At 58.3% G+C, this 23396-nt stretch carries 25 protein-coding genes, 1 other RNA gene and 1 pseudogene; 10 read left to right on the top strand and 17 right to left on the bottom strand.

Going from position 1 to position 23396, the window contains the following annotated elements:
- Positions 1-67: 67 nt before the first annotated feature.
- Together rnpB and rsmI are read right to left on the bottom strand one after the other, a co-directional pair.
- An RNA gene (gene rnpB, locus LOY69_RS24600) (RNase P RNA component class A) lies at positions 68-421 on the bottom strand.
- Between the two features lie 72 nt (positions 422-493).
- Entirely contained in the window at positions 494-1366 is an 873-nt protein-coding gene (rsmI, locus tag LOY69_RS24605) for a 16S rRNA (cytidine(1402)-2'-O)-methyltransferase (RefSeq protein ID WP_265073726.1), read from the bottom strand.
- A gap of 219 nt (positions 1367-1585) precedes the next feature.
- Here rsmI and LOY69_RS24610 point away from each other — a divergent pair, with 219 nt between their 5' ends.
- The 4 genes from LOY69_RS24610 to LOY69_RS24625 all read left to right on the top strand — a co-directional run bounded on the left by LOY69_RS24610 (position 1586) and on the right by LOY69_RS24625 (position 5041).
- Entirely contained in the window at positions 1586-3397 is a 1812-nt protein-coding gene (locus LOY69_RS24610) for a penicillin-binding protein activator (protein WP_265073727.1), read from the top strand.
- A complete protein-coding gene (locus LOY69_RS24615) occupies positions 3397-3768 on the top strand; it encodes a YraN family protein (RefSeq protein WP_102880876.1) in 372 nt (123 codons plus the stop codon). Before LOY69_RS24610 ends, LOY69_RS24615 begins: the two co-directional genes overlap by 1 nt.
- Positions 3769-3872: 104 nt before the next feature.
- Positions 3873-4466 (top strand): phosphoheptose isomerase, encoded by a 594-nt coding sequence (locus tag LOY69_RS24620; protein WP_015636934.1) that lies wholly within the window; start codon positions 3873-3875, stop codon positions 4464-4466.
- Positions 4463-5041, top strand: a complete 579-nt coding sequence (locus LOY69_RS24625) for a BON domain-containing protein (protein ID WP_102860313.1) — start codon at positions 4463-4465, stop codon at positions 5039-5041. The genes LOY69_RS24620 and LOY69_RS24625 overlap by 4 nt, the downstream gene beginning before the upstream one ends.
- Positions 5042-5094: 53 nt before the next feature.
- Here the strand turns inward: LOY69_RS24625 and LOY69_RS24630 are convergent.
- The 7 genes and pseudogenes from LOY69_RS24630 to rplM all read right to left on the bottom strand — a co-directional run bounded on the left by LOY69_RS24630 (position 5095) and on the right by rplM (position 9966).
- Positions 5095-5507, bottom strand: a pseudogene (locus LOY69_RS24630) (ClpXP protease specificity-enhancing factor).
- 16 nt (positions 5508-5523) lie between these two features.
- A complete protein-coding gene (locus tag LOY69_RS24635) occupies positions 5524-6141 on the bottom strand; it encodes a glutathione S-transferase N-terminal domain-containing protein (RefSeq protein WP_102860311.1) in 618 nt (205 codons plus the stop codon).
- 152 nt (positions 6142-6293) lie between these two features.
- Positions 6294-7073 carry a cytochrome c1 gene (locus tag LOY69_RS24640; RefSeq protein ID WP_102860310.1) on the bottom strand — a complete coding sequence of 260 codons (780 nt, stop codon included), beginning with the start codon at positions 7071-7073 and terminating at the stop codon, positions 6294-6296.
- Complete coding sequence (locus LOY69_RS24645; RefSeq protein ID WP_102860309.1) at positions 7073-8284, bottom strand: cytochrome b; 1212 nt, start codon at positions 8282-8284, stop codon at positions 7073-7075. The genes LOY69_RS24640 and LOY69_RS24645 overlap by 1 nt, the downstream gene beginning before the upstream one ends.
- The gene (gene petA / locus LOY69_RS24650) at positions 8284-8877 is read right to left on the bottom strand and encodes a ubiquinol-cytochrome c reductase iron-sulfur subunit (protein ID WP_102860308.1); all 594 of its coding nucleotides are present in this window, start codon (positions 8875-8877) and stop codon (positions 8284-8286) included. Before petA ends, LOY69_RS24645 begins: the two co-directional genes overlap by 1 nt.
- Positions 8878-9130: 253 nt before the next feature.
- Positions 9131-9523: a 30S ribosomal protein S9 gene (rpsI, locus tag LOY69_RS24655; protein WP_003228056.1), complete on the bottom strand. Its 393-nt coding sequence runs from the start codon at positions 9521-9523 to the stop codon at positions 9131-9133.
- Between the two features lie 14 nt (positions 9524-9537).
- Positions 9538-9966, bottom strand: coding sequence for a 50S ribosomal protein L13 (gene rplM / locus LOY69_RS24660; protein ID WP_007928449.1), 429 nt, complete (start codon positions 9964-9966; stop codon positions 9538-9540).
- Positions 9967-10213: 247 nt separating this feature from the next.
- On the opposite strand from rplM, the gene LOY69_RS24665 reads away from it, so the two are divergent.
- On the top strand, positions 10214-11254 hold the full coding sequence (locus LOY69_RS24665) for an NADP(H)-dependent aldo-keto reductase (protein WP_265073728.1): 1041 nt from the start codon (positions 10214-10216) through the stop codon (positions 11252-11254).
- Between the two features lie 65 nt (positions 11255-11319).
- On the opposite strand, the gene LOY69_RS24670 is transcribed toward LOY69_RS24665, so the two are convergent.
- Positions 11320-12456 carry an acyl-CoA dehydrogenase family protein gene (locus LOY69_RS24670; RefSeq protein ID WP_265073729.1) on the bottom strand — a complete coding sequence of 379 codons (1137 nt, stop codon included), beginning with the start codon at positions 12454-12456 and terminating at the stop codon, positions 11320-11322.
- A 244-nt stretch (positions 12457-12700) separates the two neighbouring features.
- Between LOY69_RS24670 and LOY69_RS24675 the strand changes: the two genes are divergently transcribed.
- Entirely contained in the window at positions 12701-13600 is a 900-nt protein-coding gene (locus tag LOY69_RS24675; RefSeq protein WP_170001537.1) for a GlxA family transcriptional regulator, read from the top strand.
- 41 nt (positions 13601-13641) lie between these two features.
- Here the strand turns inward: LOY69_RS24675 and zapE are convergent, their stop codons facing one another.
- From zapE to LOY69_RS24690, 3 genes are all read right to left on the bottom strand, one after another.
- Positions 13642-14736 carry a cell division protein ZapE gene (gene zapE, locus LOY69_RS24680; protein WP_102860304.1) on the bottom strand — a complete coding sequence of 365 codons (1095 nt, stop codon included), beginning with the start codon at positions 14734-14736 and terminating at the stop codon, positions 13642-13644.
- Between the two features lie 88 nt (positions 14737-14824).
- Positions 14825-16180 (bottom strand): tryptophan--tRNA ligase, encoded by a 1356-nt coding sequence (locus LOY69_RS24685; protein WP_265073730.1) that lies wholly within the window; start codon positions 16178-16180, stop codon positions 14825-14827.
- A gap of 24 nt (positions 16181-16204) precedes the next feature.
- Positions 16205-16834 (bottom strand): alpha/beta hydrolase, encoded by a 630-nt coding sequence (locus LOY69_RS24690; RefSeq protein ID WP_110652239.1) that lies wholly within the window; start codon positions 16832-16834, stop codon positions 16205-16207.
- 144 nt (positions 16835-16978) lie between these two features.
- Between LOY69_RS24690 and LOY69_RS24695 the strand changes: the two genes are divergently transcribed.
- Positions 16979-17413 carry a YhcB family protein gene (locus LOY69_RS24695; RefSeq protein WP_102880880.1) on the top strand — a complete coding sequence of 145 codons (435 nt, stop codon included), beginning with the start codon at positions 16979-16981 and terminating at the stop codon, positions 17411-17413.
- A 76-nt stretch (positions 17414-17489) separates the two neighbouring features.
- Here LOY69_RS24695 and LOY69_RS24700 read toward each other — a convergent pair whose 3' ends face one another.
- The 4 genes from LOY69_RS24700 to LOY69_RS24715 form a co-directional block, all read right to left on the bottom strand.
- Positions 17490-18224: an OmpA family protein gene (locus tag LOY69_RS24700; protein WP_102860300.1), complete on the bottom strand. Its 735-nt coding sequence runs from the start codon at positions 18222-18224 to the stop codon at positions 17490-17492.
- A 111-nt stretch (positions 18225-18335) separates the two neighbouring features.
- Complete coding sequence (locus tag LOY69_RS24705; RefSeq protein WP_265073731.1) at positions 18336-18980, bottom strand: MBL fold metallo-hydrolase; 645 nt, start codon at positions 18978-18980, stop codon at positions 18336-18338.
- Between the two features lie 59 nt (positions 18981-19039).
- The gene (locus LOY69_RS24710) at positions 19040-19540 is read right to left on the bottom strand and encodes a methylated-DNA--[protein]-cysteine S-methyltransferase (protein WP_265073732.1); all 501 of its coding nucleotides are present in this window, start codon (positions 19538-19540) and stop codon (positions 19040-19042) included.
- Positions 19541-19705: 165 nt separating this feature from the next.
- Positions 19706-19960 (bottom strand): hypothetical protein, encoded by a 255-nt coding sequence (locus LOY69_RS24715; RefSeq protein WP_102880883.1) that lies wholly within the window; start codon positions 19958-19960, stop codon positions 19706-19708.
- A gap of 302 nt (positions 19961-20262) precedes the next feature.
- Here LOY69_RS24715 and LOY69_RS24720 point away from each other — a divergent pair, with 302 nt between their 5' ends.
- The 3 genes from LOY69_RS24720 (at position 20263) to LOY69_RS24730 (ending at position 23388) form a co-directional block, all read left to right on the top strand.
- Complete coding sequence (locus LOY69_RS24720) at positions 20263-20937, top strand: response regulator transcription factor (protein ID WP_102880885.1); 675 nt, start codon at positions 20263-20265, stop codon at positions 20935-20937.
- The gene (locus LOY69_RS24725; protein ID WP_102880886.1) at positions 20930-22261 is read left to right on the top strand and encodes a sensor histidine kinase; all 1332 of its coding nucleotides are present in this window, start codon (positions 20930-20932) and stop codon (positions 22259-22261) included. Before LOY69_RS24720 ends, LOY69_RS24725 begins: the two co-directional genes overlap by 8 nt.
- A gap of 224 nt (positions 22262-22485) precedes the next feature.
- A complete protein-coding gene (locus LOY69_RS24730; protein WP_102860294.1) occupies positions 22486-23388 on the top strand; it encodes a LysR family transcriptional regulator in 903 nt (300 codons plus the stop codon).
- Positions 23389-23396: the final 8 nt, after the last annotated feature.

Below are 23396 nucleotides of genomic sequence, written 5' to 3' on the forward strand. Positions count from 1 at the left end.
TTAAGAGTAAGATTTTTTCGGTATTACAGAAACGCTTCTGCTATTGATTCAAGCAGGGAGGGAAAAGGTGGAGAGTCGATCTGTAAGCCGGGTTCTGTCGAGGACAGTCATTCCTCTACGATGGCCATCACTGGACATCTTTAGCAACCTACCCGGTTCCAGCGCGGGCCACGCCTTGGAACCCTATTTGGTCTTGCTCCGAGTGGGGTTTACCTAGCCACGAACTGTTACCAGACGTGCGGTGCGCTCTTACCGCACCTTTTCACCCTTACCGGCACCGAAGTGCTTAGGCGGTTATTTTCTGTGGCACTTTCCGTAGGCTCACGCCCCCCAGGCATTACCTGGCACTCCGCCCTATGGAGCCCGGACTTTCCTCCCCCCTCTAATTTTCATAGAGGGCAGCGACTGTCCAATCGACTCTCCGCCGCGCAGGTTAACGGCAGAGCGCCCCAAGAACAAGCGCTAAAAGCCTTTGGCCACCCTGCCACGCAATTTATTGTTCTTTCTGTTTATTCAGTGCTACCTGATACAGGACATTCTTGCGCTCACCCGTGATCTCGGCTGCCAGCGCCGCCGCCCTTTTGAGGGGCATCTCCTTAAGCAACAGATCAAGAATGCGCATCGACTCACTAGTGATCGCTTCATCACTTTCCGGTGCCGTCCATCCCGCCACCAGCACTACGCACTCACCACGCTGCTGGTTGCTGTCAGCCTCTACGAACTGGCGCAACTCGGAAAGAGGCAGCCCCTTGAGGGTCTCAAAGGTCTTGGTCAGCTCTCGAGCCAACAGTGCCGGCCGCTCACCACCGAATACCGCTTCCATGTCTTGCAGACACTCAAGAATGCGATGCGGCGCCTCATAAAAAATCAACGTGCGGGGTTCTTCCTTGACCAACTCCAGGCGCCCACGCCGCCCAACGGCCTTGGCCGGCAGAAAACCCTCGAAGATAAACCGATCCGACGGCAAACCTGCCGCCGACAGTGCCGCGATCAATGCACAAGCCCCCGGCACAGGAACCACATTGATGCCTGCAGCTCGAGCCTGCCGTACCAAGTGATAACCCGGGTCGGAAATCAGCGGCGTGCCGGCGTCGGAAATCAAGGCGATATCATCACCCGCCAATAAACGAGTAATGAAACGAGAGCCTTCATCACGCTCGTTATGCTCATGGCAAGCCGCCAAGGGCGTGGAAATGCCAAAGTGCTGCATGAGGCGCTGAGAGTGCCGGGTATCCTCGGCAGCGATCAAAGACACTTCGCGCAACAACTTAAGGGCCCGGGCACTGATGTCATCCAGGTTGCCGATGGGCGTTGCCACCACATAAAGCGAGCCGGCAGCGGTATTCAAAGCACCTGGAGCAGTCAAAGGGCACACCTCTAGATCGAAAAAAGCACCATTGTAACGCGTTGAAGCCCTATCAATACGCCTGACGATCACTCAACAACCCAGCCCTTTGGGACCTTTTAGGCACTACGGCAACATTTGCACCAGCTAAATAGACTGTTTATCACCAGCAACATCGCGCCCCGGCCAGCGCTTGGGTACAATTCCACGCTCATTTGATCGAGTATCAGGAACACTTACATGATCGCTTGCCTGCGGCTGTTTCTTGCCCTCTGCCTGGCTACCCTTTTGGTGGCTTGCGCCAGCTCGCCCTCTTCCAGCCTTGGCGAACTTCCACGGACACCGGATGCCAGCATCGAGCAATTGCTCGAACAGGCCGCCACCAGCAAAAGCCCGGACAAGGCAGCCCTGCTGCGTTTGAGCGCTGCAGACCTGGCATATCGCCAGGGCAACGCAGGACGCGCCGGACAAATCCTTCAGCAAGTGTCGCTGGATCAACTCAAACCTGCCCAGCAGATCTTCGCCAGCACCCTGGCCGCAGAGCTGGCCATGATCCGCAATCAGCCGAAAGCCGCGCTGACTGCGCTGAGCCATCAGAGCCTGCAGCATCTCAGCGAACTACCTGCAACTCAGCAGATCCGCACCGGCAACGTTTATGCTCGTGCCCTGGAAGCAGACGGCCAAACGCTCTCTGCCGCCAAGCAGCGAATTCTTATCGCCCCCCTGCTGAAAGATGATGCCGCGGCAAAAAACCATGAGGCCATCTGGGCACTGATTGCTGCCCTGCCCACCGACCAACTGCAACCTGCAGGCAACGATGACCTGGCCGGCTGGCTGAGCCTGGCCCTGGCAGTCAAGACCGCCGGCACTCTAGAGCAGCAACAGTCGGCCATTGATAACTGGCGCGCGCAGAACCCAAAGCATCCTGCCGCCATTCAACTGCCACAACCGCTGACCCAGCTCAAAGAGCTGGCTAGCCAACCCGTTTCGAAAATCGCCCTGCTTCTGCCACAAGATGGTCCCTTGGCTTCGGTTTCCAAGGCCCTGCGTGAAGGCTTCATGGCCGCTCACTACCAGGCTCAGCAAGCAGGGCAAAAGCCGCCCAGCATTGAGTTTTACGACAGCTCGCGCTTGAGCTCCCTGGACGACTTCTACCGCAAAGCCCAGGCCGCAGGCGTGCAACTGGTAGTCGGCCCCCTGGAAAAACCATTGGTCAAGCAACTGGCCACACGCTCGCAACTGCCGATTACCACCCTCGCACTGAACTACAGCGAAGGCGAACAAGGCCCGGCGCAACTGTTCCAGTTCGGCCTGGCTGCCGAGGACGAAGCCCGTGAAGTCTCTCGTCGTGCCCGCGCCGATGGCCTGCATCGCGCCGCGGTACTGGTCCCCAAGGGCGAGTGGGGCGATCGCGTGCTCAAGGCGTTCCGCCAGGATTGGGAAGCCAACGGTGGCAGCGTGATCGGCATCGAACGCGTTGACCAGCCTGTCGCCTTAGCTCAGCAAATTGCCGACCTGTTCCGACTGCGCCAAAGCGAGAGCCGCGCCAAGAGCCTGCAGAGCACTGTAGGCACTCAAGTCGCCGCACAACCGTCGCGCCGCCAGGATATCGAGTTCATTTTTCTCGCATCCACTCCACAGCAAGCACAGCAGATCAAGCCGACCCTGAACTTCCAGTACGCTGGCGATGTTCCGGTGTACGCAACTTCCAACGTGTTCAGCGCCAGCGGCGATCAGAATCAATACAACGACATGAACGGTGTAATGTTCTGCGAAACGCCTTGGCTGCTGGATGCCAACGGCCTTCTGCGCCGCCAGGTCACTGCACAATGGCCACAAGCTGGAGGCAGCCTCGGTCGCCTGTACGCAATGGGTGTCGACGCCTATCGCCTGGCGCCACGCCTGGGTCAGCTCAAGGCTCTGCCCGACAGCCGTATCGAAGGCGAATCCGGAAGCCTGGGCATTGCCGCCGGTCAGCGCATTGAGCGTCAACTGCCCTGGGCCAAGTTCGTCAACGGCCAAGTCACCCGCCTGCCCGACACACCGCGCTAATGATTCAAGGATCACGCCAGCAAAGCGGAAGAGATGCCGAGAGCCAAGCACTCCGGCATCTCCAACAGCACGGGCTGCGCCTATTGGCGCAGAACTGGCTGTGCAAACGCGGCGAGCTTGATCTGGTCATGCTTGACGGCGATACAGTAGTATTCGTCGAAGTCCGCTACAGACAACACACGCAATGGGGTGGAGCTCTGGGCAGTATCGATGGACGCAAGCGTCAAAAATTGATTCTTGCCGCGCAGATTTTCCTGCAACGCGAATCATGCTGGTCCAACCACCCCTGCCGTTTCGACGTGGTCGCCATTGAAGGCGCCCCGGGTGCAGAAGCCCGTTTGAACTGGCTACGCAATGCCTTTGATAGCTGAAAGACGCCTTCAGGCCGCACCCATTTTCACTCAACTTTTTTGCTCTTTGCTTTGCGGGCTGCACATTCACGTGCCACCAAGCCGCGCCACTTAAGGTCACACAGATGGACATGCAATCCCGAATTCGCCAGCTTTTTCAGGCCAGCATCGACACCAAGCAACAGGCGATGGACGTACTTGCACCGCACATCGAGCAAGCCAGCCAGGTCATGGTCAACGCCTTGCTCAACGAGGGCAAAATGCTCTCCTGTGGCAACGGTGGCTCCGCCGGCGACGCCCAGCACTTCTCCTCCGAGTTGCTCAACCGCTTCGAGCGTGAGCGCCCCAGCTTGCCCGCCATCGCCCTGACCACCGACAGCTCGACCATCACTTCGATTGCCAACGACTACAGCTACAACGAAGTCTTCTCCAAGCAGATTCGCGCTCTAGGCCAACCTGGCGATGTGTTGCTGGCAATTTCCACCAGCGGTAACTCGGCGAACATTATTCAAGCCATCCAGGCCGCACATGATCGTGAAATGATTGTCGTAGCATTGACTGGTCGCGACGGCGGCGGCATGGCCTCACTGCTACTGCCTGAAGACGTGGAAATTCGCGTACCGGCCACCGTCACTGCACGTATTCAAGAAGTCCACCTGCTGGCGATCCATTGCCTTTGCGACTTGATCGACAGCCAATTGTTCGGGAGTGAAGAATGACCCTTAATCGCCTTGGCCTTCTGGCCTTGACCTTGTGCCTCGGCATCACTGGTTGCAGCTCGGTGATTACCGCCACCCGCGACAAACCAATCGATGACGATCGCGGCACCCGCACCTTCGGCAGCAAGATCGACGATTCGCTGATAGAAACCAAAGTCGCCGTCAACGTTGCCAAGGCCAACCCGGATCTGGAAAACAACTCGCACATTGTCGTCACCAGCTTCAACGGTATCGTCCTGTTGGCCGGCCAGACACCGCGCCCCGACCTCAAGGCAACAGCCGAACAGGCCGCCAGCGAGGTACAGCGAGTCAAGAAGGTGCATAACGAACTGCAGGTGCTGCCACCATCAGGATTCCTGGCACGGCAGAACGATGGCTGGCTGACCACCAAGATCAAGACACAGATGCTCACCGACGCCAGCATTCCCGCTTCACGGATCAAGGTGGTGACCGAGAACGGCATTGTCTACTTGCTGGGCTTGCTGACCCAACAGGAAGCCGCCCAAGCCACCAATTTGGTACAGGGCGTCTCCGGCGTACAGAAAATCGTTAAGCTGTTCGAATACATCGACTGACAAAGCACTGCAGCAGATACAAAAAAGGCGATCCATCCGGATCGCCTTTTTTATTACTTGACCACTTTCAGGCTCGGCCGGCCGCTAGGTCGCGGCGGCTCACTGCCCGGTGGAGGCAGGTCGTCATCCGGCTCAATATCGTCCTCCTCATCCAGAGGCGATTCCAGATCAAAGACCATGCCCTGCCCATTCTCGCGCGCATAGATCCCAAGGATCGCAGCAACCGGTACGTGCAGGCTGTGAGGCACACCGCCGAAGCGCCCTCGAAAGTTACTGCATCGTTGTCCATATGCAGATGGCGCACGGCACTGGGAGAAATATTCAGAACAATTTGCCCATCGCTGGCGAAACCCTGAGGCACCTGTACAGCCGGATAATCGGAGTTGACCAGCATGTGCGGGGTGCAATCGTTGTCCACAATCCACTCATAGAGCGCGCGGACCAGATAAGGTCGACTGGAGTTCATAGCGGCTCCTTAAGCCTCAGCGCATATCACGTTCGACGCCAGACAAACTTGCCTGGAAAGCCTCACGCGCAAATTGGCGGTCCATATAATCAAGCAGCGGCTTGGCCTGCCGCGGCAGTTCGATACCCAGGATTGGCAACCTCCAGAGTATGGGCAGTAGGCAGCAGTCCACCAGGCTTTGTTCCTCACTGAGGAAAAATGGCTTATCGGCGAACAGCGGGGAAACCCCTGTCAGACTTTCGCGTAATTCCTTACGCGCCTGCACCCGGACCGCCTCCTTGGTCCGCGAATCCAGAATCAGATCCACCTGCCCGCACCAATCACGCTGGATCCGATGGATGAGCAAGCGACTGTTGGCACGCGCAACAGGGTAAACCGGCAGCAATGGAGGATGAGGGTAACGCTCATCCAGGTATTCCATCACCACTGTCGATTCCCACAACGCCAGGTCCCGATCGACCAGCGTCGGCAAGCTTCCGTAAGGGTTCACTTCGATCAGTTTCGGCGGCTGACGCCCCGCCTCCACACTGATGATCTCGGCGCTGACACCCTTCTCCGCAAGCACAATGCGCACCCGGTGGGAATAGTGGTCGGCGGGGTCGGAGTAACAGGCCAACCGATTGGTCACGCCCATGGCGATCCTCCTCGCTTGTTGAAATTATCGGAAGCAGAAAAAACAAGCGCGCCCTCAGGGCGCCTCTGGTAACCCCCGAATGATACAGGGTTGTTACAGTTTCAGAGACGCCCCTGGGCGCGCATGTTCAACAACTGATGCTTAAAACGATATTAATGCACATCCTTCCAGTATTCGCGCTTGAGCAGATAGGCGAATACGAAGAAGAAGGCCAGATACAAGAGCACGTAAGTACCGATGCGCTGGTGCTGCAGCTTGACAGGGTTGGCCGAGTAAGCCAGGAAGGTCACCAGATTCTTGACCTTCTCGTCGAACTGAGCCTCATTGAGAGTACCGGTACCCTCTTTGACTGTCAGCTGGTCGCACGCCTCGTGAGTCAGGGGCGTACCAGTCAGCGGATCGTATTGTTTCTTACCGTCTTCAACGATTTGCACCTGCTTGCAACCGACAACTTGACGCCCTTGCAGACCGACCAGGACGTTAGGCATACCAACGTTCGGGAAGACCTTGTTGTTCACGCCCCAAGGGCGCGCAGGATCTTCATAGAAGGACTTGAGGTAGCCATAAAGCCAATCGGTACCACGCACGCGAGCCACCAGGGTCAAATCTGGCGGCGCAGCGCCGAACCAGGTCTTGGCATCAGCCGGCTGCATGCCGATGTTCATGTGGTCACCGATCTTGGCACCGGTGAAAACCAGCTTGCTCAACATCAAGTCGTGAGGAATGCCCAAGTCATCGGCGACCCGCTCATAACGCTGGAACTTGGCGCTGTGGCAGCCCATGCAGTAGTTGGCGAAGGTACGCGCACCGTCTTGCAAGGCAGCCTTGTCGGACAGGTCAATATCAACCTTCTCCAACTCAGGACCCGCGGTATTCGCGAAAGACAACACAGGCATAGCAGCAAGAATCAGTACAGCAAATAGCTTTTTCATCAGCCAGTCACCCTTTCCGGAACCGGTTTGGTCTTCTCGAGCCTGGTATAGAACGGCATCAGAATGAAGTAGGCGAAGTACAGGAAGGTACACACCTGCGACAACAGCGTACGGCCTGGAGTCGGCGCCAACACACCCAAGACACCCAGGATCACAAACGAGACGCAGAACACCAGCAGCCAGATCTTGCTCAGCCAGCCTTTGTAGCGCATGGACTTGACCGGACTACGGTCGAGCCAAGGCAGCACGAACAGGACCGCAATTGCAGCGCCCATCGCGATAACACCCAAGAGCTTGTCTGGCACCGCACGCAGAATCGCGTAGAACGGAGTGAAGTACCAAACAGGAGCAATATGCTCAGGTGTCTTGAACGGGTTGGCCGGTTCGAAGTTCGGCTTCTCGAGGAAGTAACCACCCATCTCAGGGAAGAAAAACACGATCGAGCAGAAGATGAACAGGAACACAACTACGCCGACGATATCCTTCACGGTGTAGTAAGGGTGGAAAGGAATGCCATCCAGCGGGATACCGTTCTCATCCTTGTTCTTCTTGATGTCTACGCCATCCGGGTTATTCGAACCCACCTCGTGCAACGCCAGAATGTGCAGCACCACCAGACCGAGAATCACGATCGGCAGGGCTACCACGTGCAGAGCGAAGAAGCGGTTCAGGGTAATCCCGGAAATCAGGTAATCACCACGGATCCACTGAGTCAGGTCGTCACCAATAACGGGGATCGCACCGAACAGCGAGATGATCACCTGGGCACCCCAGTAGGACATCTGCCCCCAAGGCAGCAGGTAGCCCATGAAGGCCTCGGCCATCAGCGCCAGGTAGATCAGCATGCCGAACAGCCACACCAGCTCACGAGGCTTCTGGTAGGAACCGTAGAGCAAGCCACGGAACATGTGCAGATAGACCACGATGAAGAACGCCGAAGCGCCGGTGGAGTGAAGCAAACGCAGGATCGCGCCGTACTCGACGTCGCGCATGATGTATTCAACGGAAGCAAAGGCTTCTTCCGCCGAAGGGGTGTAGCTCATGGTCAACCAGACACCAGTAACGATCTGGTTAACCAGAACCAGCAGTGCCAGGGAGCCAAAGAAATAGAAGAAGTTGAAGTTCTTCGGAGCGTAATACTTGCTGAGATGGTCTTCCCACATCTTGGTCGCGGGGAAGCGCGCATCAACCCAATCCATGAACTTGCTCATCACGCTTTCTCCGTGTCGACGCCAATGACGATGATGTCATCCGACTCATAGGAATGCGGGGGTACTGGCAGGTTCAGGGGCGCAGGCTGCGCTTTATAGACGCGACCAGCCAGGTCGTAGTGGGAGCCGTGGCAAGGGCAGAAATAGCCACCTACCCAGTCCTTGCCCAAATCAGCGGGCGCCACTTCAGGACGGAAGGTCGGAGAACAACCCAGGTGAGTACAGATCCCGATCAGCAGCAGAATCTCTGGCTTGATCGAACGCACTTCCGGATCGACGTAGGTTGGTTGTACCGAGTTCTTGGAGTCAGGGTCAGACAGCTGGCCCTCGATCTTTTTAAGATTCCCCAGGATTTCCTCTGTACGGCGGACGATGAATACCGGTTGACCACGCCACTCAGCAATCATCTGCTGACCTGGTTCGATCTTGCTGATATTCACTTTCACCGGTGCACCTGCGGCTTTCGCCTTGGCACTGGGAAACCATGACCCCACGAACGGGACCGCAGCCCCCACCGCTCCAGCAGCACCCACCACGGATGTGGCTGCTACTAGGAAGCGACGCCGGCCTGCATTCACGCCGTCATTGCTCATTCAGTCCTCTCCCATCAGCTTTGTGGCCTGTTAAATCAGGCATCTACTAAGTAAAAATCTGAACTTATAAAAATTTTGCCGAATGGTAATGAAAAGCCCCTATTCTGACAAGGTAATTACCAAGCCGACCCAGCCCGAAGCCTTGTAGTATAGGGCCTGCGCGGATGTGGCAAGTTGTCACAGCGCAAATTTCAGACAATAAAAAACGCCCAGCTCCGCGAGGAGACTGGGCGCTTTTGAACGCAGTAGCGAATTAACGCTTGGAGTATTGCGGACGCTTACGCGCTTTACGCAGACCCACTTTCTTACGCTCAACTTCACGTGCGTCACGGGTTACGAAGCCAGCTTTACGCAGAGCGCTGCGCAGAGTTTCGTCGTAATCCATCAGAGCGCGAGTGATACCGTGGCGGATTGCGCCAGCTTGACCACTTACACCGCCGCCGATAACGGTAACGTAGATATCGAACTTCTCAACAGTCTCGGTCAGCTCCAGCGGCTGACGAACTACCATGCGGGCAGTTTCGCGACCGAAGAAGTTATCCAGGGAGCGGTTGTTGATCGAGATATTGCCAGTGCCCGGACGCAGGAAAACGCGTGCGGTTGCAGTCTTGCGACGGCCAGTGCCGTAATTTTGAGTCGCCGACATAATGAACTATTCCGTTAAATCTTCAGTTCTTGGGGCTGCTGAGCAGTATGAGGGTGAGCAGCGCCCGCATAGACTTTCAGCTTACGGTACATGTCGCGACCCAGCGGGTTCTTAGGCAGCATGCCTTTTACCGCGGTCTCGATCACGCGCTCAGGGGCTTTAGCGATCAGCTTTTCGAAGTTGATCGACTTGATGCCGCCCGGGAAACCGGAGTGGGAGTAGTACATTTTGTCAGTGGTTTTAGCGCCAGTAACACGTACCTGCTCGGCATTGATTACGACGATGTAGTCGCCGGTATCAACGTGAGGAGTGTACTCAGGCTTGTGCTTGCCACGCAGACGGCTCGCGATTTCGGTGGCCAGACGACCCAGGGTCTGACCAGCAGCGTCGACGACGAACCAGTCGCGCTTTACTGTTTCCGGTTTAGCAGTAAAAGTTTTCATTCTTTATAGCCTCAGGGGCCGCCCAGCAAAATAGACGGCGGATCTTACTGAATAGTGCGTACTTTGACAAGGTCAAAGGCAGCCGGACACAGACGCTATCGGGGGCTCGGGTCAGCGCGTCTGATATACGGCAAGATTCTTCGGCAGGCGGCGCATCACTTCCACTGCAGAAAGAGCTGCCGAATTATGCAGATTGCGAAAAAAAATTCAACCTGCTTTTATGATTGTTTTGCCAAGGGAGTACCCGATGGACTACCGCCAGCTGGGCCGAACCGATCTGAATGTGAGTGCGATTTGCCTGGGTACCATGACTTGGGGCGAGCAGAACACCGAGGCTGAAGCCTTCGCTCAAATCGAGCGAGCCAAGAACGCCGGAATCAACTTTATCGACACCGCCGAAATGTACCCGGTGCCGCCCAAGGCCGAAACCTACGCCACCACCGAACGCTATATCGGTAACTGGTTCAAGCAACGTGGCGACCGCGCCGACTGGGTCCTGGCCAGCAAGATCGCAGGTCCAGGCAACACCATCGACTATATTCGCGACAAACAGCTCAAGCACAACCGCAAACATATAACTGAAGCCGTGGATGCCAGCCTCAAGCGCCTGCAGACTGACTGGATCGACCTCTACCAACTGCACTGGCCCGAGCGCAGCACCAACTTCTTCGGCCAACTGGGCTACAAGCATCAGCCCGATGAAGACTTCACACCTCTGGAGGAAACCCTCGAAGCCCTGGACGAACAGGTTCGCGCCGGCAAGATCCGCCATATCGGCCTGTCCAACGAAACGCCCTGGGGCACCATGAAGTTCCTAGCCCTGGCCGAAAGCCGCGGCTGGCCAAGGGCCGTTTCGATCCAGAACCCCTACAACTTGCTCAACCGCAGCTTTGAAGTAGGCCTGGCGGAAGTCGCCATTCGCGAGCAGTGCGGCCTGCTGGCCTACTCGCCCCTGGCGTTCGGTTTCCTGTCCGGCAAGTATGAAAATGGCGCCCGACCAGCCAAGGCTCGACTGAGCCTCTACAGCCGCTTCAGCCGCTACTTCAACCCTCAGTCGGAAGCGGCCTGCAGCCGTTATGTGGCGCTGGCCCGCGAGCATGGTCTGGACCCGGCACAAATGGCCCTGGCCTTCGTCACTCAACAGCCGTTCGTGACCAGCAACATCATTGGCGCCACCACACTGGAACAGCTGGACAGCAACATCGCCAGCGCCACCTTGAAGTTGTCGGAAGAGGTCCTCGCCGGGATCGAGGCAATCCACAAGGATCACCCCAACCCTGCGCCTTAACTGGTCTACAGGAGCTGGCTTGCCAACGAATGGGCACGTCGCACCATTTGCCGGCAAGCCGGTCCCTACAGTGAACGGGCGATGATTTCCTTCATGATCTCGTTGGTCCCGGCATAAATGCGCTGCACCCGCGCATCGGCCCAGGCCCGGGCCACCGGGTATTCCCACATGAAGCCGTAGCCGCCGTGCAGTTGCACGCACTCATCGAGCACCTTGCACTGCAGATCGGTGCCCCAGTACTTGGCCATGGCCGCCGTCGGCACATCGAGTTTGCCCTGCAAATGCAGCTCAAGGCAGCGATCGACAAAGACCCGGCCGATCTGAATTTCCGTGGCCATTTCAGCCAGCTTGAAGCGACTATTCTGGAAATCGGCAATTGCCTTGCCAAAGGCCTTACGTTCGCGGGTGTATTCCAGGGTCCACTGCAACGCGGCCTCGGCACTGGCCAGGCCACCAATGGCCACGGTCAGGCGCTCCTGGGGCAACTCCTGCATCAAGTAGGCAAAGCCTGCCCCAGCCTGCCCCAGCAGATTTTCCTTGGGCACTCGCACATCCTGGAAGAACAGCTCTGAGGTGTCCTGAGCCTTCATTCCAACCTTTTCCAGGCGCTTGCCCTTGGAGAACCCGGGAGTATCGGCCTCAACCAGAAACAGGCTGGTGCCCTTAGCTCCTGCCTTGGGATCGGTCTTGGCCACGACTATCACCAGGTCCGCCAGGTAGCCGTTGGTAATAAAGGTCTTGGACCCATTGATCACATACTCGTCGCCGTCGAGCATTGCCGTGGTCTTCACCCCTTGCAAGTCAGAGCCCGCACCCGGCTCGGTCATGGCAATGGCCGTGACCATATCCCCCGACACCAGACGGGGCAGGTATTTGCGTTTCAACGCCTCACTGCCGTAGTGCAGGATGTAGGGCGCAACAATGTCCGAATGCAGAGAGAAACCAATGCCGGTCAGGCCCAGACGGCCGATCTCCTCGATCACCACCGCACTGTAGAGAAAATCCGCCCCCAGACCGCCGTACTCCTCGGGAATGTGCGAACACAGCATCCCCGCCTCCCCGGCCTTGCTCCACAACTGACGGTCGATGAAGCCCTGTTTTTCCCACTCACCATGGAAAGGCACAGCCTCTTTTTCAAGGAACGTACGCACGCTGTCACGAAAGAGTTCATGCTCGGAACTGAACAAGGTTCTAGGGATCATGCAGGCACCTGTGATGTTGATTGATCATGGGTTGGCTGCCAGAGCCTAAGCCCAGGCACCTGCACGGGACACTGGACACATCCGACAAAAAATAAGACGATCCAGCCGTCTGGTGACCACTTTCCCCTATAAGAACAATTGAATTATGTCTAACCAAACCTCCACGCCCTTGCGGCGCGTCAGCATCCTGGCTATCGACCGGGTTTTCGCTTCCACCCTCATGCAGGCAAAAGATTTTTTTCATCTGGCCAGCCTGCGTTACGGCAAACAGCTGGGCCAAGGCCTGACTCCGGCGTTCGAAACTCGCCTGGTCAGCCCCGACGGCCAGCCAGTCTGCAGCTTCAGCAATGTGATCATGCCGGTGGACGGTGCGCTGGAAGATACCGATGTGATCATTCTCCCGGCCTTCTGGGATGACTTCGACACCCTGTGCCAGCGTTATCCACAGATACTGCCCTGGCTGCGCGCCCAGCACGCCCGCGGCGCGGTGCTTTGCGGTGAAGCCACCGGGGTTTTCTGGCTGGCTGAAGCCGGACTGCTCGACGGCAAGGAAGCCACCACTTACTGGCGCTTCTTCAACGCCTTCAGCGAGCGCTTCCCCAAGGTCCAGCTCAACCAGGACAAGCACCTGACAGACGCCGACAATCTCTATTGCGCCGGCGGCACCACCTCGGCCTGCGACCTGTACATTTACCTGATCGAACGCTTCTGTGGAGCCAACGTGGCCCAGGCCGTGGCTCGGGACATCCTCTATGAAGTGCAGCGCAGCTACGCCCCCGGACGCATCGGCTTCGGCGGCCAGAAACTGCATCAGGACGTAATCATCCTGCAGATCCAGCATTGGCTTGAAGAGCACTTCGCCGACAAGTTCCGCTTCGAGGACGTGGCTCGCGAACATGGCATGAGCATTCGCAATTTCATGCGCCGCTTTCAGACGGCTACCGGCGACAAGCCCCTGCACTACCTGCAGCGTCTACGCATCGAAACCGCCAAGGGCCTGCTTTCGGGAACGCGCAAGAGCATCAAGACCATCAGCTATGAAGTCGGCTACGACGACGCCAGTTTCTTCGCCCGCCTGTTCCGCCAACACACCGAACTCTCACCCAATCAGTACCGCCAGCAGTTTCAGCAGCAGGCGGCATAAAAAAGGGCCTGCAATGCAGGCCCTTTTTCATCGACTCGAGATTATGGCTTGTGCGCCCGCGACAGAAACTCGTGGGACTGCATCTCCAGCAACCGGCTGAGAGTGCGCTGGAACTCGAACGTCAGGCGCCCTCCGGTATAGAGGTCCTTGAGCTCGACCTCGGCGGAGATGATCAGCTTGACGTTGCGGTCATAGAACTCGTCGACCATGTTGATGAAACGCCGAGCAATATCATCCGTGGTAACACTCATCTGCTCCACGCCACTGAGCAGTACGGCATGAAAGATCTTGCCCAGTTCGATGTAGTCGTTCTGGCTACGAGGACCATCGCACAGCTCACGGAAGTCGAACCAGGCCACATCATCACAGGTGCGCAGCGCACGAATTTCTCGGTTCTCGATGATCAATACATCGTTTTCCACCGCCTGAGTGCACTCTGGCGTCAGCGCACGGAAGCTCTTGCGCAGACTTTCATGGGCAGCTTCATCCAATGGATAGTGAAACAGCTCCGCCTGCTCCAGATGCCGCAGACGGTAGTCGACGCCGCTGTCGACGTTGACGATCTCGGTGTTCTGCTTGATCAGGGCAATGGCCGGCAAGAAGCGCGCACGCTGCAGACCGTCCTTGTACAAGCCATCCGGAACGATGTTCGACGTCGCCACCAGGGTCACACCGTTCTTGAACAACTCTTCCATCAGGGTGCCGAGAATCATCGCATCGGTAATATCAGACACGAAGAATTCATCGAAGCAGATCACCCGCGCCTCTTGTGAGAAACGCTTGGCAATGATGGTCAGCGGATTCTTTTCGCCACCCAGGGTTTTCATTTCTTCGTGTACGCGCTTCATAAAGCGGTGAAAGTGCGTACGAACCTTTTCCTTGAACGGCAAGGCTTCGAAGAAGGTGTCTACCAGATAAGTCTTTCCACGCCCTACTCCGCCCCAGAAGTACAGCCCCTTGACCGGCGCCTGATCCTTCTTGCCAAAGAGCTTGCCGAGCAAGCCCGGCTTGTTTTGCTCGGCTGCAATCAGATCCTCATACAGGCGCTGCAGATGACGCACAGCGGTTTCCTGTGCCGCGTCATGAAAGAAGTCCGGGCGTTTCAGATCTGCTTGGTATCGTTCTAGGGGCGTCATAATTCGTTAGCAAGGCAACAAAAACGGGCCGTCACTTTAGCGACGGCCCTGGGGAATGGCAATCAGCCCTTGGTCGGGAAGATTCCGATTAGTCCTGCGCTGGGGTCAGCGCAATCCGCAGCGCATCAATGGCTGCGTCACGCGCGGCAGCGTCAGCGAAGGCTGGACTGTCAGCCACGCAGGCGCCATCCAGCCAAACGCTGAAACTGCCAGCTTCGCTACGCAGATCCAGCTCCTGCCCCGATTGCAGTCGTTTGGTCACCGCACCGGCAGCCTTGCCATCGGCGAAGTGACGCGACAGCAGCAACTGCTCGCCATCGGCGGACAGCAAGCGGAAACGGAAACTACCATCGTCTTCACGGAAGCTGATGAAGCGCGGGGCCTTGGCGGCCTTTTTCTTGGTCGTGGCGGCAACTTGCACCTGACTGGCAAAGGAGCGCAGGCCCACGGCCTCACGCAGCTCGGCAAGGAACGGCGTAGCCACAGCCCGAGCTTTGGCGGCACCGGCACGCAGAATGTCTTCCAGATCCCCGGGACGGGCGATCAACTGGTGGTAACGTTCACGAGCCTCACCCAATTCACCATCCAGCAACTGGAACAGGCGGCTCTTGGCTTCGCCCCAACCCAGCCCCTGCAACAGCTCAGTACGGAACTCGGCAGCCTGTGCCGGGGTAGAAAATGCCTGGAACAGAGTGAACAGATGGGAGTTGTCCGGGTCCTTGGCCTCACCCGGCGCCTTGGAGTCAGTGACGATCCGCGAGATCGCGTCCTTCATGTCCTTGGCACTGGTGAACAAAGGGATGGTGTTGTCGTAGCTCTTGGACATCTTGCGACCGTCCAGGCCAGGCAGGGTGGCGACGCTCTCCTCGATCAGCGCCTCGGGCATGGTGAAAAACTCCTTGCCCTGGCCAAACAGATGGTTGAAACGCTGGCCGATGTCCCGAGCCATTTCCACGTGCTGGATCTGATCACGGCCCACCGGCACCTTGTGCGCGTTGAACATCAGGATGTCCGCGGCCATCAGCACCGGGTAGCTGTAGAGCCCCATGGTGATGCCGGCATCCGGGTCTTCACCGGCCTCGAGGTTCTTGTCCACCGATGCTTTGTACGCATGGGCACGATTGAGCAGGCCCTTGGCGGCTACGCAGGTCAGCAGCCAGGTCAGTTCCGGAATCTCCGGAATGTCCGACTGACGATAGAAGGTCACACGTTCCACATCCAGGCCGCCCGCCAGCCAGGTCGCCGCGATTTCCTGGCGCGAACGCTGAATGCGCAACGGGTCATCGCACTTGATCAGCGCGTGATAGTCGGCCAGGAAGTAGAAGGAATCGGCATTACTGTCACGGCTGGCAAGGATCGCCGGGCGAATCGCGCCAGCGTAGTTGCCCAGGTGCGGGGTACCGGTGGTGGTGATGCCGGTGAGGATACGCGTACGAGTAGTCATGGGTAATCGCTTATCAGACTGCTATCAATTCGAAAGTCGCGGCAGCACCAGATCCTTGAGATCAGTGAGCTTGCCATGAAAAAAGTGCCCGCATTCTGCCACTTTCAGCAGCTCATGGGGGCGAACAAGCGCGTCGGACCAGTCATAGACCGCTTGAGGGTCAATGACTTCATCGGTTTCCGGCTGGATCAGGGTCAGCGGGCAGTTTTCCGGCAACTGGTCGGTATCCCGCAGACGGGTCACCGCCGCCGCCACCATGAACAGGTGCTTGAGCTGCACGCCCTGGGCCTCCAGGCGCCCGCCAAGACTGGCGGCGACAAAACCGCCGAAGGAGAACCCCAGCAGGGTCAATGGCAGTTCAGGATGTTTGGCCTGCAACCACTGGGCGGCAGCCTGGGCGTCATCGATTTCGCCACTGCCCATGTCGTGACTGCCTTCACTGGCGCCAACACCCCGGTAGTTGAAGCGCAGGGTGATCAGGCCGGCATCCCGCGCGGTGCGCTGCAAGGTGGACACCACCTTGTTGAGCATGGTGCCGCCCTGCACCGGGTTGGGGTGGCAGATCAGTGCCACGCCACGAGGATCGGGCACCTCCAGATACAGGGCTTCCAATTGGCCCACCGGGCCGGCAATCACTACAGGGGTTTCACGCATTAGCAAGGAAGGAACTCCGTGACCTCGAAGGGGGTCGACTCGTCTAGCAAATGGTCTGTGCCAATCTATTGCGAGTGAATCGCGGTATACAGCGCAGGTTCGAGCCGTTAACGTAAAGCAAAGCCGTTTATAGAGGAAGGACTCGTGGAACACTCGCTCTTAGTTTGGTTGTTGCCGACTCTTGCCCTGGTCGCGGGTGTCGCCATTGGATTCCTGGTTGCTCGCCTGCTGCCCAATGCCGCGCCTAACCGCACGCAGCGTCAGTTGGACGATATTCAGGAACGTTTCGACAATTATCAAAATGAAGTGGTCACCCATTTCAACAGCACTGCCACCCTGGTGAAAAAGCTCACCCAGAGCTATCAGGAAGTGCAGGACCATCTCGCCGAGGGTGCCAACCGCCTGGCCCTGGACGAACTGACCCGGCAACGCCTGCTGGCCGCACTGCATTCCGAGTCGGCACAAGCTCCACGGGAGCGCCTGACTCCACCGCGGGATCAGGAGCCACCACGGGACTACGCGCCGAAGACGCCAAACGCTCCGGGCATGCTCGACGAGCACTACGGCCTGAAGAAGTAACCGCTTCAGTCATTAAAAAGCCCGCCCGATTTGCATCGGGCGGGCTTTTTTGTACCTGGGATTGCAGTCGAGTCGATCAGTACTGTTGGTAGGGCTGCTGGTACTGCTGACCTTGCTGCTGATACTGCTGGCCCGGAATCGCCTTGAGGTTGACCTCTACACGACGGTTCTGCGCACGGCCATTGACGTCGGCGTTGCTGGCAATCGGATTGTCCGGACCAGCACCGCGAGCGGACAGGTTGGCACTGCTCACCCCCTGAGACGTGAGGTAGGTCGCCACGCTCTGGGCACGACGCTGGGAAAGGTCCATGTTGTGCTGACGGCTGCCAGTGCTGTCGGTGTAGCCGACGATCTCGATCTGGTTCTGGTTGAACTCGCGCAGGGAGTTGGCCAGGTTGTTCAGCGGCTGGTAGAAGCTTGGGGCGATATTCGCCGAATCAGTGGCAAACGTGATGTTGCCCGGCATGATCAGCTTGATCTGATCACCCTGACGCTGCACTTCAACCCCGGTATTGGCCATGCTGGCGCGCAGTTTCTTCTCCTGCTGGTCGGCGTAGTAACCGTAACCGGCGGCAGATGCTCCCACCACGGCGGCACCGATCAACGCGCCCTTGCCACGGTTATTGTGGTCAATGGCAGCACCGGCCAATGCACCAGCCAGGGCACCCAGGCCACCGTATTTTGCAGTTTTGCTCATGCCCGACGAGCCGCCGTCGGCCTGCCCCTGATTGTCATAGGGGTTAGGCGAAGCGCAGCCGGACAACAAGGCCACAGCAGTAGCGACAACAATCAAACGACGCGAGGTGAACATGGAAAACTCCTACATTTTGCATTCTGTGGTGCAGCGGACGTTGGCAACAGACCTTAGCTAGCGTTGGAACACACAGAGTGGCAAAAATTCCGTCAGCGGGCTGGCTAAAAGTCAGGCCCTCACAAACGGATTCTGGCGCATCTCATCGCCCAATCGGGTGTCTGGGCCGTGCCCGGCAACCACTGTGGCATCTTCATCAAGGGTATACAGACGCTGCTTGATCGAACGCACCAGGGTGGCCTGATCCCCGCCCCACAAGTCCGTGCGCCCGACCCCACGCTTGAACAGCGTGTCGCCGGCAATCAGAAGCTTAGCCTCGGAAAACCAAAAACTCATGGAGCCCGGAGTGTGCCCGGGAGTATGCAGGGCCACGCCGCAACCGCAGGCCAGTTCCTCATCGTCGTCCAGCCAGCGGTCCGGGGACGGAACAGCCGTGTAGGGCACGCCGAACATGCTGCATTGCATCTCAAGGTTGTCCCACAGGAACTGGTCGTCCTTATGCAGATGCAAAGTAGCGCCGGTCTTTTCCTTCATCTGCCCGGAAGCGAGAAAATGATCCAGGTGCGCATGGGTATGAATGATGCTCACCACCTTCAATCCCAGGGCATCGAGGCGAGCCATGATCAAATCGGGATTGCCTCCCGGATCGACAACTATCGCTTTCTTGGTCAGCGGGTCGCCAATGATGGTGCAGTTGCACTGCAAAGGGCCGACGGGGAAGGTTTCGCGGATAAGGCTGGGTTTGGCGGCGTCCATGGAAGAGTTCCAGAAAAAATCGATGGCCCATTCTGGCACAGCTCGCCGCCAGCACTCACTCAGAACGCCAGTTGCAGCGTCTCCTCCCCCTCCAGCGCCAGCAGGAACTGCTTGGCTTCAAGCCCTCCGGCAAAGCCGGTCAGGCTCCCCGATGCACCGATCACTCGATGACAGGGGGCCACAATCGAGATCGGGTTCCGGCCATTGGCTGCGCCCACCGCCCGCACCGCCTTGGGACTGCCAATCTGCTGGGCGATCTGGCTGTAGCTGCGGGTCTCACCGAAAGGGATGGTCAGCAAAGCCTGCCAGACCTTGCACTGAAACTCGGTACCGACGAAATCCAGCTCAAGCTCGAAGCGCTCACGGCTGCCTGCAAAGTATTCCCGAAGCTGGCGCTCGGCTTCCAGCAGCATGGGATGATCAACCGCCTCCTGCAACGGCCCGAGACGTACCCGGTTCTGCCGTTCGTGCTCCCAGAGAATCGCCGCCAGCTTGCTCCCTCTGGCCACCAGGGTCAGTTGGCCAACGGGGGACGGCATCAGTTTGAATACGCAGGACATCTCAGGTCTCCTTCAATCCGTCAGTGGAATCGGACCCGGAACCCAGTGGTCCATGGCCGTCCTCTTAGTACGCCGACACTGTAAAACGAGATTCAAGCGCAAGAACCACGTTTCTTGCGCTTGAACTCGACGGCGAAGCAATCTGAGTGCCGAGCGGACCCGAAGCTAATCGTCCTCATCCACCAGGAAACAGTTGTCACTGCTACTGCGCTGGCCATAAGGGTCGACAATGAATGCCCCGCGCCCCTGGCCGCATTCGAGCAGGTGCACCGGGGACAATTCGCGCTGCCGGTCGATCTGCGCATTGAAGCGCATGATGTAGATCCCCAGGGAGATCGATACACAGAGAATCAGCACCAGGCACAGCACCAACTGATCGGTGTAGCTGGCGCCGGCCTTATCAGCATGCAGTGATGACATGCTCGGATCCCGCCCGCTCAACACTGTGGCCAATCAGTAACCAACTCAGGGGGCCGCCCCCTCCCAGGCGCCCCAAAGATGCCTGGGAAGGCAGGACGCAGGCCATCAGGACGAGAAGTATCAGAACCAGCAGGATTCCTTTGACTACCGAAATCAGGTTCATGGCTGTGCCACGCTCTGGAGTTAAGAAGAGCCCGAGCTTAGAGACGGCCGGGTTAACACCGGGTAAACATCCGCAGAAACCGGCCTGACTCCGCTATCCTTCGGCCCATCGAGCGCCAAGGGTCCAAGGGGACGTTTCCGTGCATATTCAACTGCTATTGGTCGAGGACAACCTCGACCTGGCCAACACCGTCATCGAGTACCTGGAAATCAGCGGCATCGTCTGCGACCACGCCAGCAATGGCCAGACCGGCCTTAACCTGGCTTTAAGCCAGCACTACGACGTCATCCTGCTGGACATCATGTTGCCGCGACTGGACGGCCAGCAGCTGTGCCAACAGTTGCGCCAGCAAGGCAGCCAGACGCCGATCCTGATGCTCACCTCGCTGGATGCCCTTTCCGACAAACTCGCCAGCTTCGCCGCCGGGGCCGACGACTATCTGGTCAAGCCCTTTGAAATGGCGGAACTGGTGGCCCGTATCCGAGCCCTGAGCATGCGCCGCAGCGGCCAGGCAAGCCGCCTGCAAGTGGCCGACCTGGTGATGGAGCTGTCTACCCGCAAGGTCAGCCGCGCCGGGCAAGAACTGCATCTGTCACCCATTTGCTGGACCCTGCTGGAGTGCCTGATGCGTGCCAGTCCGGAACCGGTAACCCGGGAACGCCTGGAGACAACGATCTGGGGCGACGAGCCACCGGACAGCAATACCCTCAAGGTGCACATGCACCGATTGCGCAAGACCGTGGACAAATCCTTCGGCCAACCGTTGATCCACACCCTCCCTGGTATTGGCATTCAGATGAGGTCACATGCGTAACGGTCTGGGTCTGAAATGGGTAATCAGCGGCAGCTTCCTGCTGCTGATTGCCGTGGTGTTGCTGATCTACAGCCTGCTGCTGCCCGAATACAGTGTCCGTGGCCTGCTCTATACCGCCAGCGCAATGATGGAGGAGGAAGCCCAGTACTTCGCCAGGCATTACAAGAAAGATCCAAACACCCCACCGCCGCATAACTACTTCTATACCAGCGTCATCGGCAAGGAGGCGCTGCCGGAGAAAATCCGTCAGATGCTGGACACCCCACCCAGCCTGTCCTTCGGTGCGGTGCAGGCGTTTGGCGACCTGGAGTCCGATGACGAGGATGAAGGGCGGGTGGTACTGGCCCAGCCGCTTAGCGACGGCAAGACCCTGTACATGTACGACGTCGACCACGACAAAGAAGAAGGCGGTGAAGTGGAGACGCCACTGTCCGACGCCTACATCGAGCGAGAGTTGCGCGGCGTCAACTTCATCAGCCTGGCGGTGTTCGTCCCGGCGCTGATTATCATTGCCCTGCTGGTCTGGTGGCTGGTACGGCCCCTGGGGCGCCTGGCCCAATGGTCCTCCACCCTCAAGGATGCGGACGCGGTATCCAGTCAGCGGCCGAGTTTCGGCTTCAAGGAGTTCAACATGCTGGCCGATGCCCTGGCCCAAAGCGTGCAGCAGGTGCAGGCCGCCAGCCTGCGAGAAGGCCGCCTGCTGCGCTACACCAGCCATGAGCTGCGCACCCCACTGGCGGTGCTCAAGGCCAATATCGAACTGCTGACCTTGCAATCCGGCGGCGTCCTGCCGCCGCCCCTGCAACGTATCGAGCGCTCGGTATTGAACATGCAGCGCATCGCCGAAACCTTGCTGTGGATGAGTCGGGAACTGCCAGAACCCTTGCCCGAGGAGCCCATCGACATGAGCGGCCTGGTCACTGAATTGATCGAGGAACACCGCTACCTGATCGGTACACGGGATATCGAACTGCTGCTGGACATCAGCAGTACCCCTTGCCGCCTGCCTCTGACCGCCTGCCGCATCGTGGTGGGCAACTTCCTGCGCAATGCCTTGCAATACGCCGATGAGGGCAGTGTCGAGATCAATTTCGACTACCCACAACTGCGCATCGTCAACCGCATCCGGGAAGCCAAGCAGTTGGAGCCATCCAACGACTTTGGCTATGGCCTGGGCTTGGAACTGATGCGGCAACTCAGTGCCCGGCTCGGCTGGCGCATTGAGGTGCTGATGGAACAGCAACGCTTCACGGTCACCCTGGACTTCAATGCCGCCCCGCCCGCCGAGGAGCTGCCTGCACCGCAGAGCGCTCCAGAGGCGTAAAGTTGAAAACCATCGTCCTGGCCGAGATCGGTTAAGGCCAGGAAATACCTGCTCACAAGCGATGAAAAAACTGCCTAGACCCCGCCCTTTCCGACAGCGTTTGTGAGTATCGTTGACGGACAAGAAACCAAGCCCGGGAGGCTTGTCGGTGCATAACTTGCTTGCAGGAAGCGGGCTGCATCTTTCGCAGTGCACTCTAGAGCCGGATCAGAACGAGGTTCGCTGTGGCCGCCTACAATCTGCGTCAACTCAAGTACTTCATCACCACCGTCGAATGCGGCAGCGTCGCTGAAGCGTCACGCAAGCTGTATATCGCCCAGCCGTCGATCTCCACCGCCATCAAGGGCCTGGAGGACAGCTTCGGCGTGCAATTGCTGATCCGCCACCACGCCCTGGGTGTGTCCCTGACCCCAAGTGGTGCACGCTTCTACCGCAAGGCTCAGGAACTGCTGCGCATGGCCAAGGAGTTCGAGCAGAACGCCCTGGCGGACAACGACGTGGTGGCCGGACAGATCGACATCGGTTGCTTTGAAACCGTGGCACCGCTGTATCTGCCGCAGTTGATCGCCGGCTTCAGTGCCCTGTATCCCGGGGTGGAAATCCGCATCCGCGATGGCGAACAGCAGGAACTGGTACAGGGCTTGACCGGCGGTGCGTTCGACTTGGTGATCCTGTACGAGCACGAACTGGACGGCACCATCGAAACCGAACCACTGATGCCACCGCAACGGCCCTATGCGTTGCTTCCCGCCGACCACCGCTACGCCCAGCAGGCCCAGGTTTCACTGCGTGACCTGAGCCTGGAACCAATGATCCTGCTGGATGTGCAACCGAGCCGGACCTACTTCGTCAGCCTGTTCGAGGAACTGGGATTGACGCCACAGATCGCCTTCAGCTCGCCCTCCATCGAGATGGTGCGGGGCATGGTGGGCCAGGGCTTCGGCTTTTCGATTCTGGTAACCCGCCCCCACTCCCAGTGCTCCTACGACGGCAAGCCGGTGGTGTGCGTGGATATTGTCGAGGACGTGACCGGCTCCGGCCTGGTGGCGGCCTGGCTCAAGCGTGGCCAGTTGACCAAGCCGGCGCGCCTGTTCGCCGATTACTGCAAACAGCACCTGGCCCGATAACCCCGGGC

The organism is Pseudomonas sp. B21-059, from assembly GCF_026016285.1.
Taxonomy (GTDB): domain Bacteria; phylum Pseudomonadota; class Gammaproteobacteria; order Pseudomonadales; family Pseudomonadaceae; genus Aquipseudomonas; species Aquipseudomonas danubii.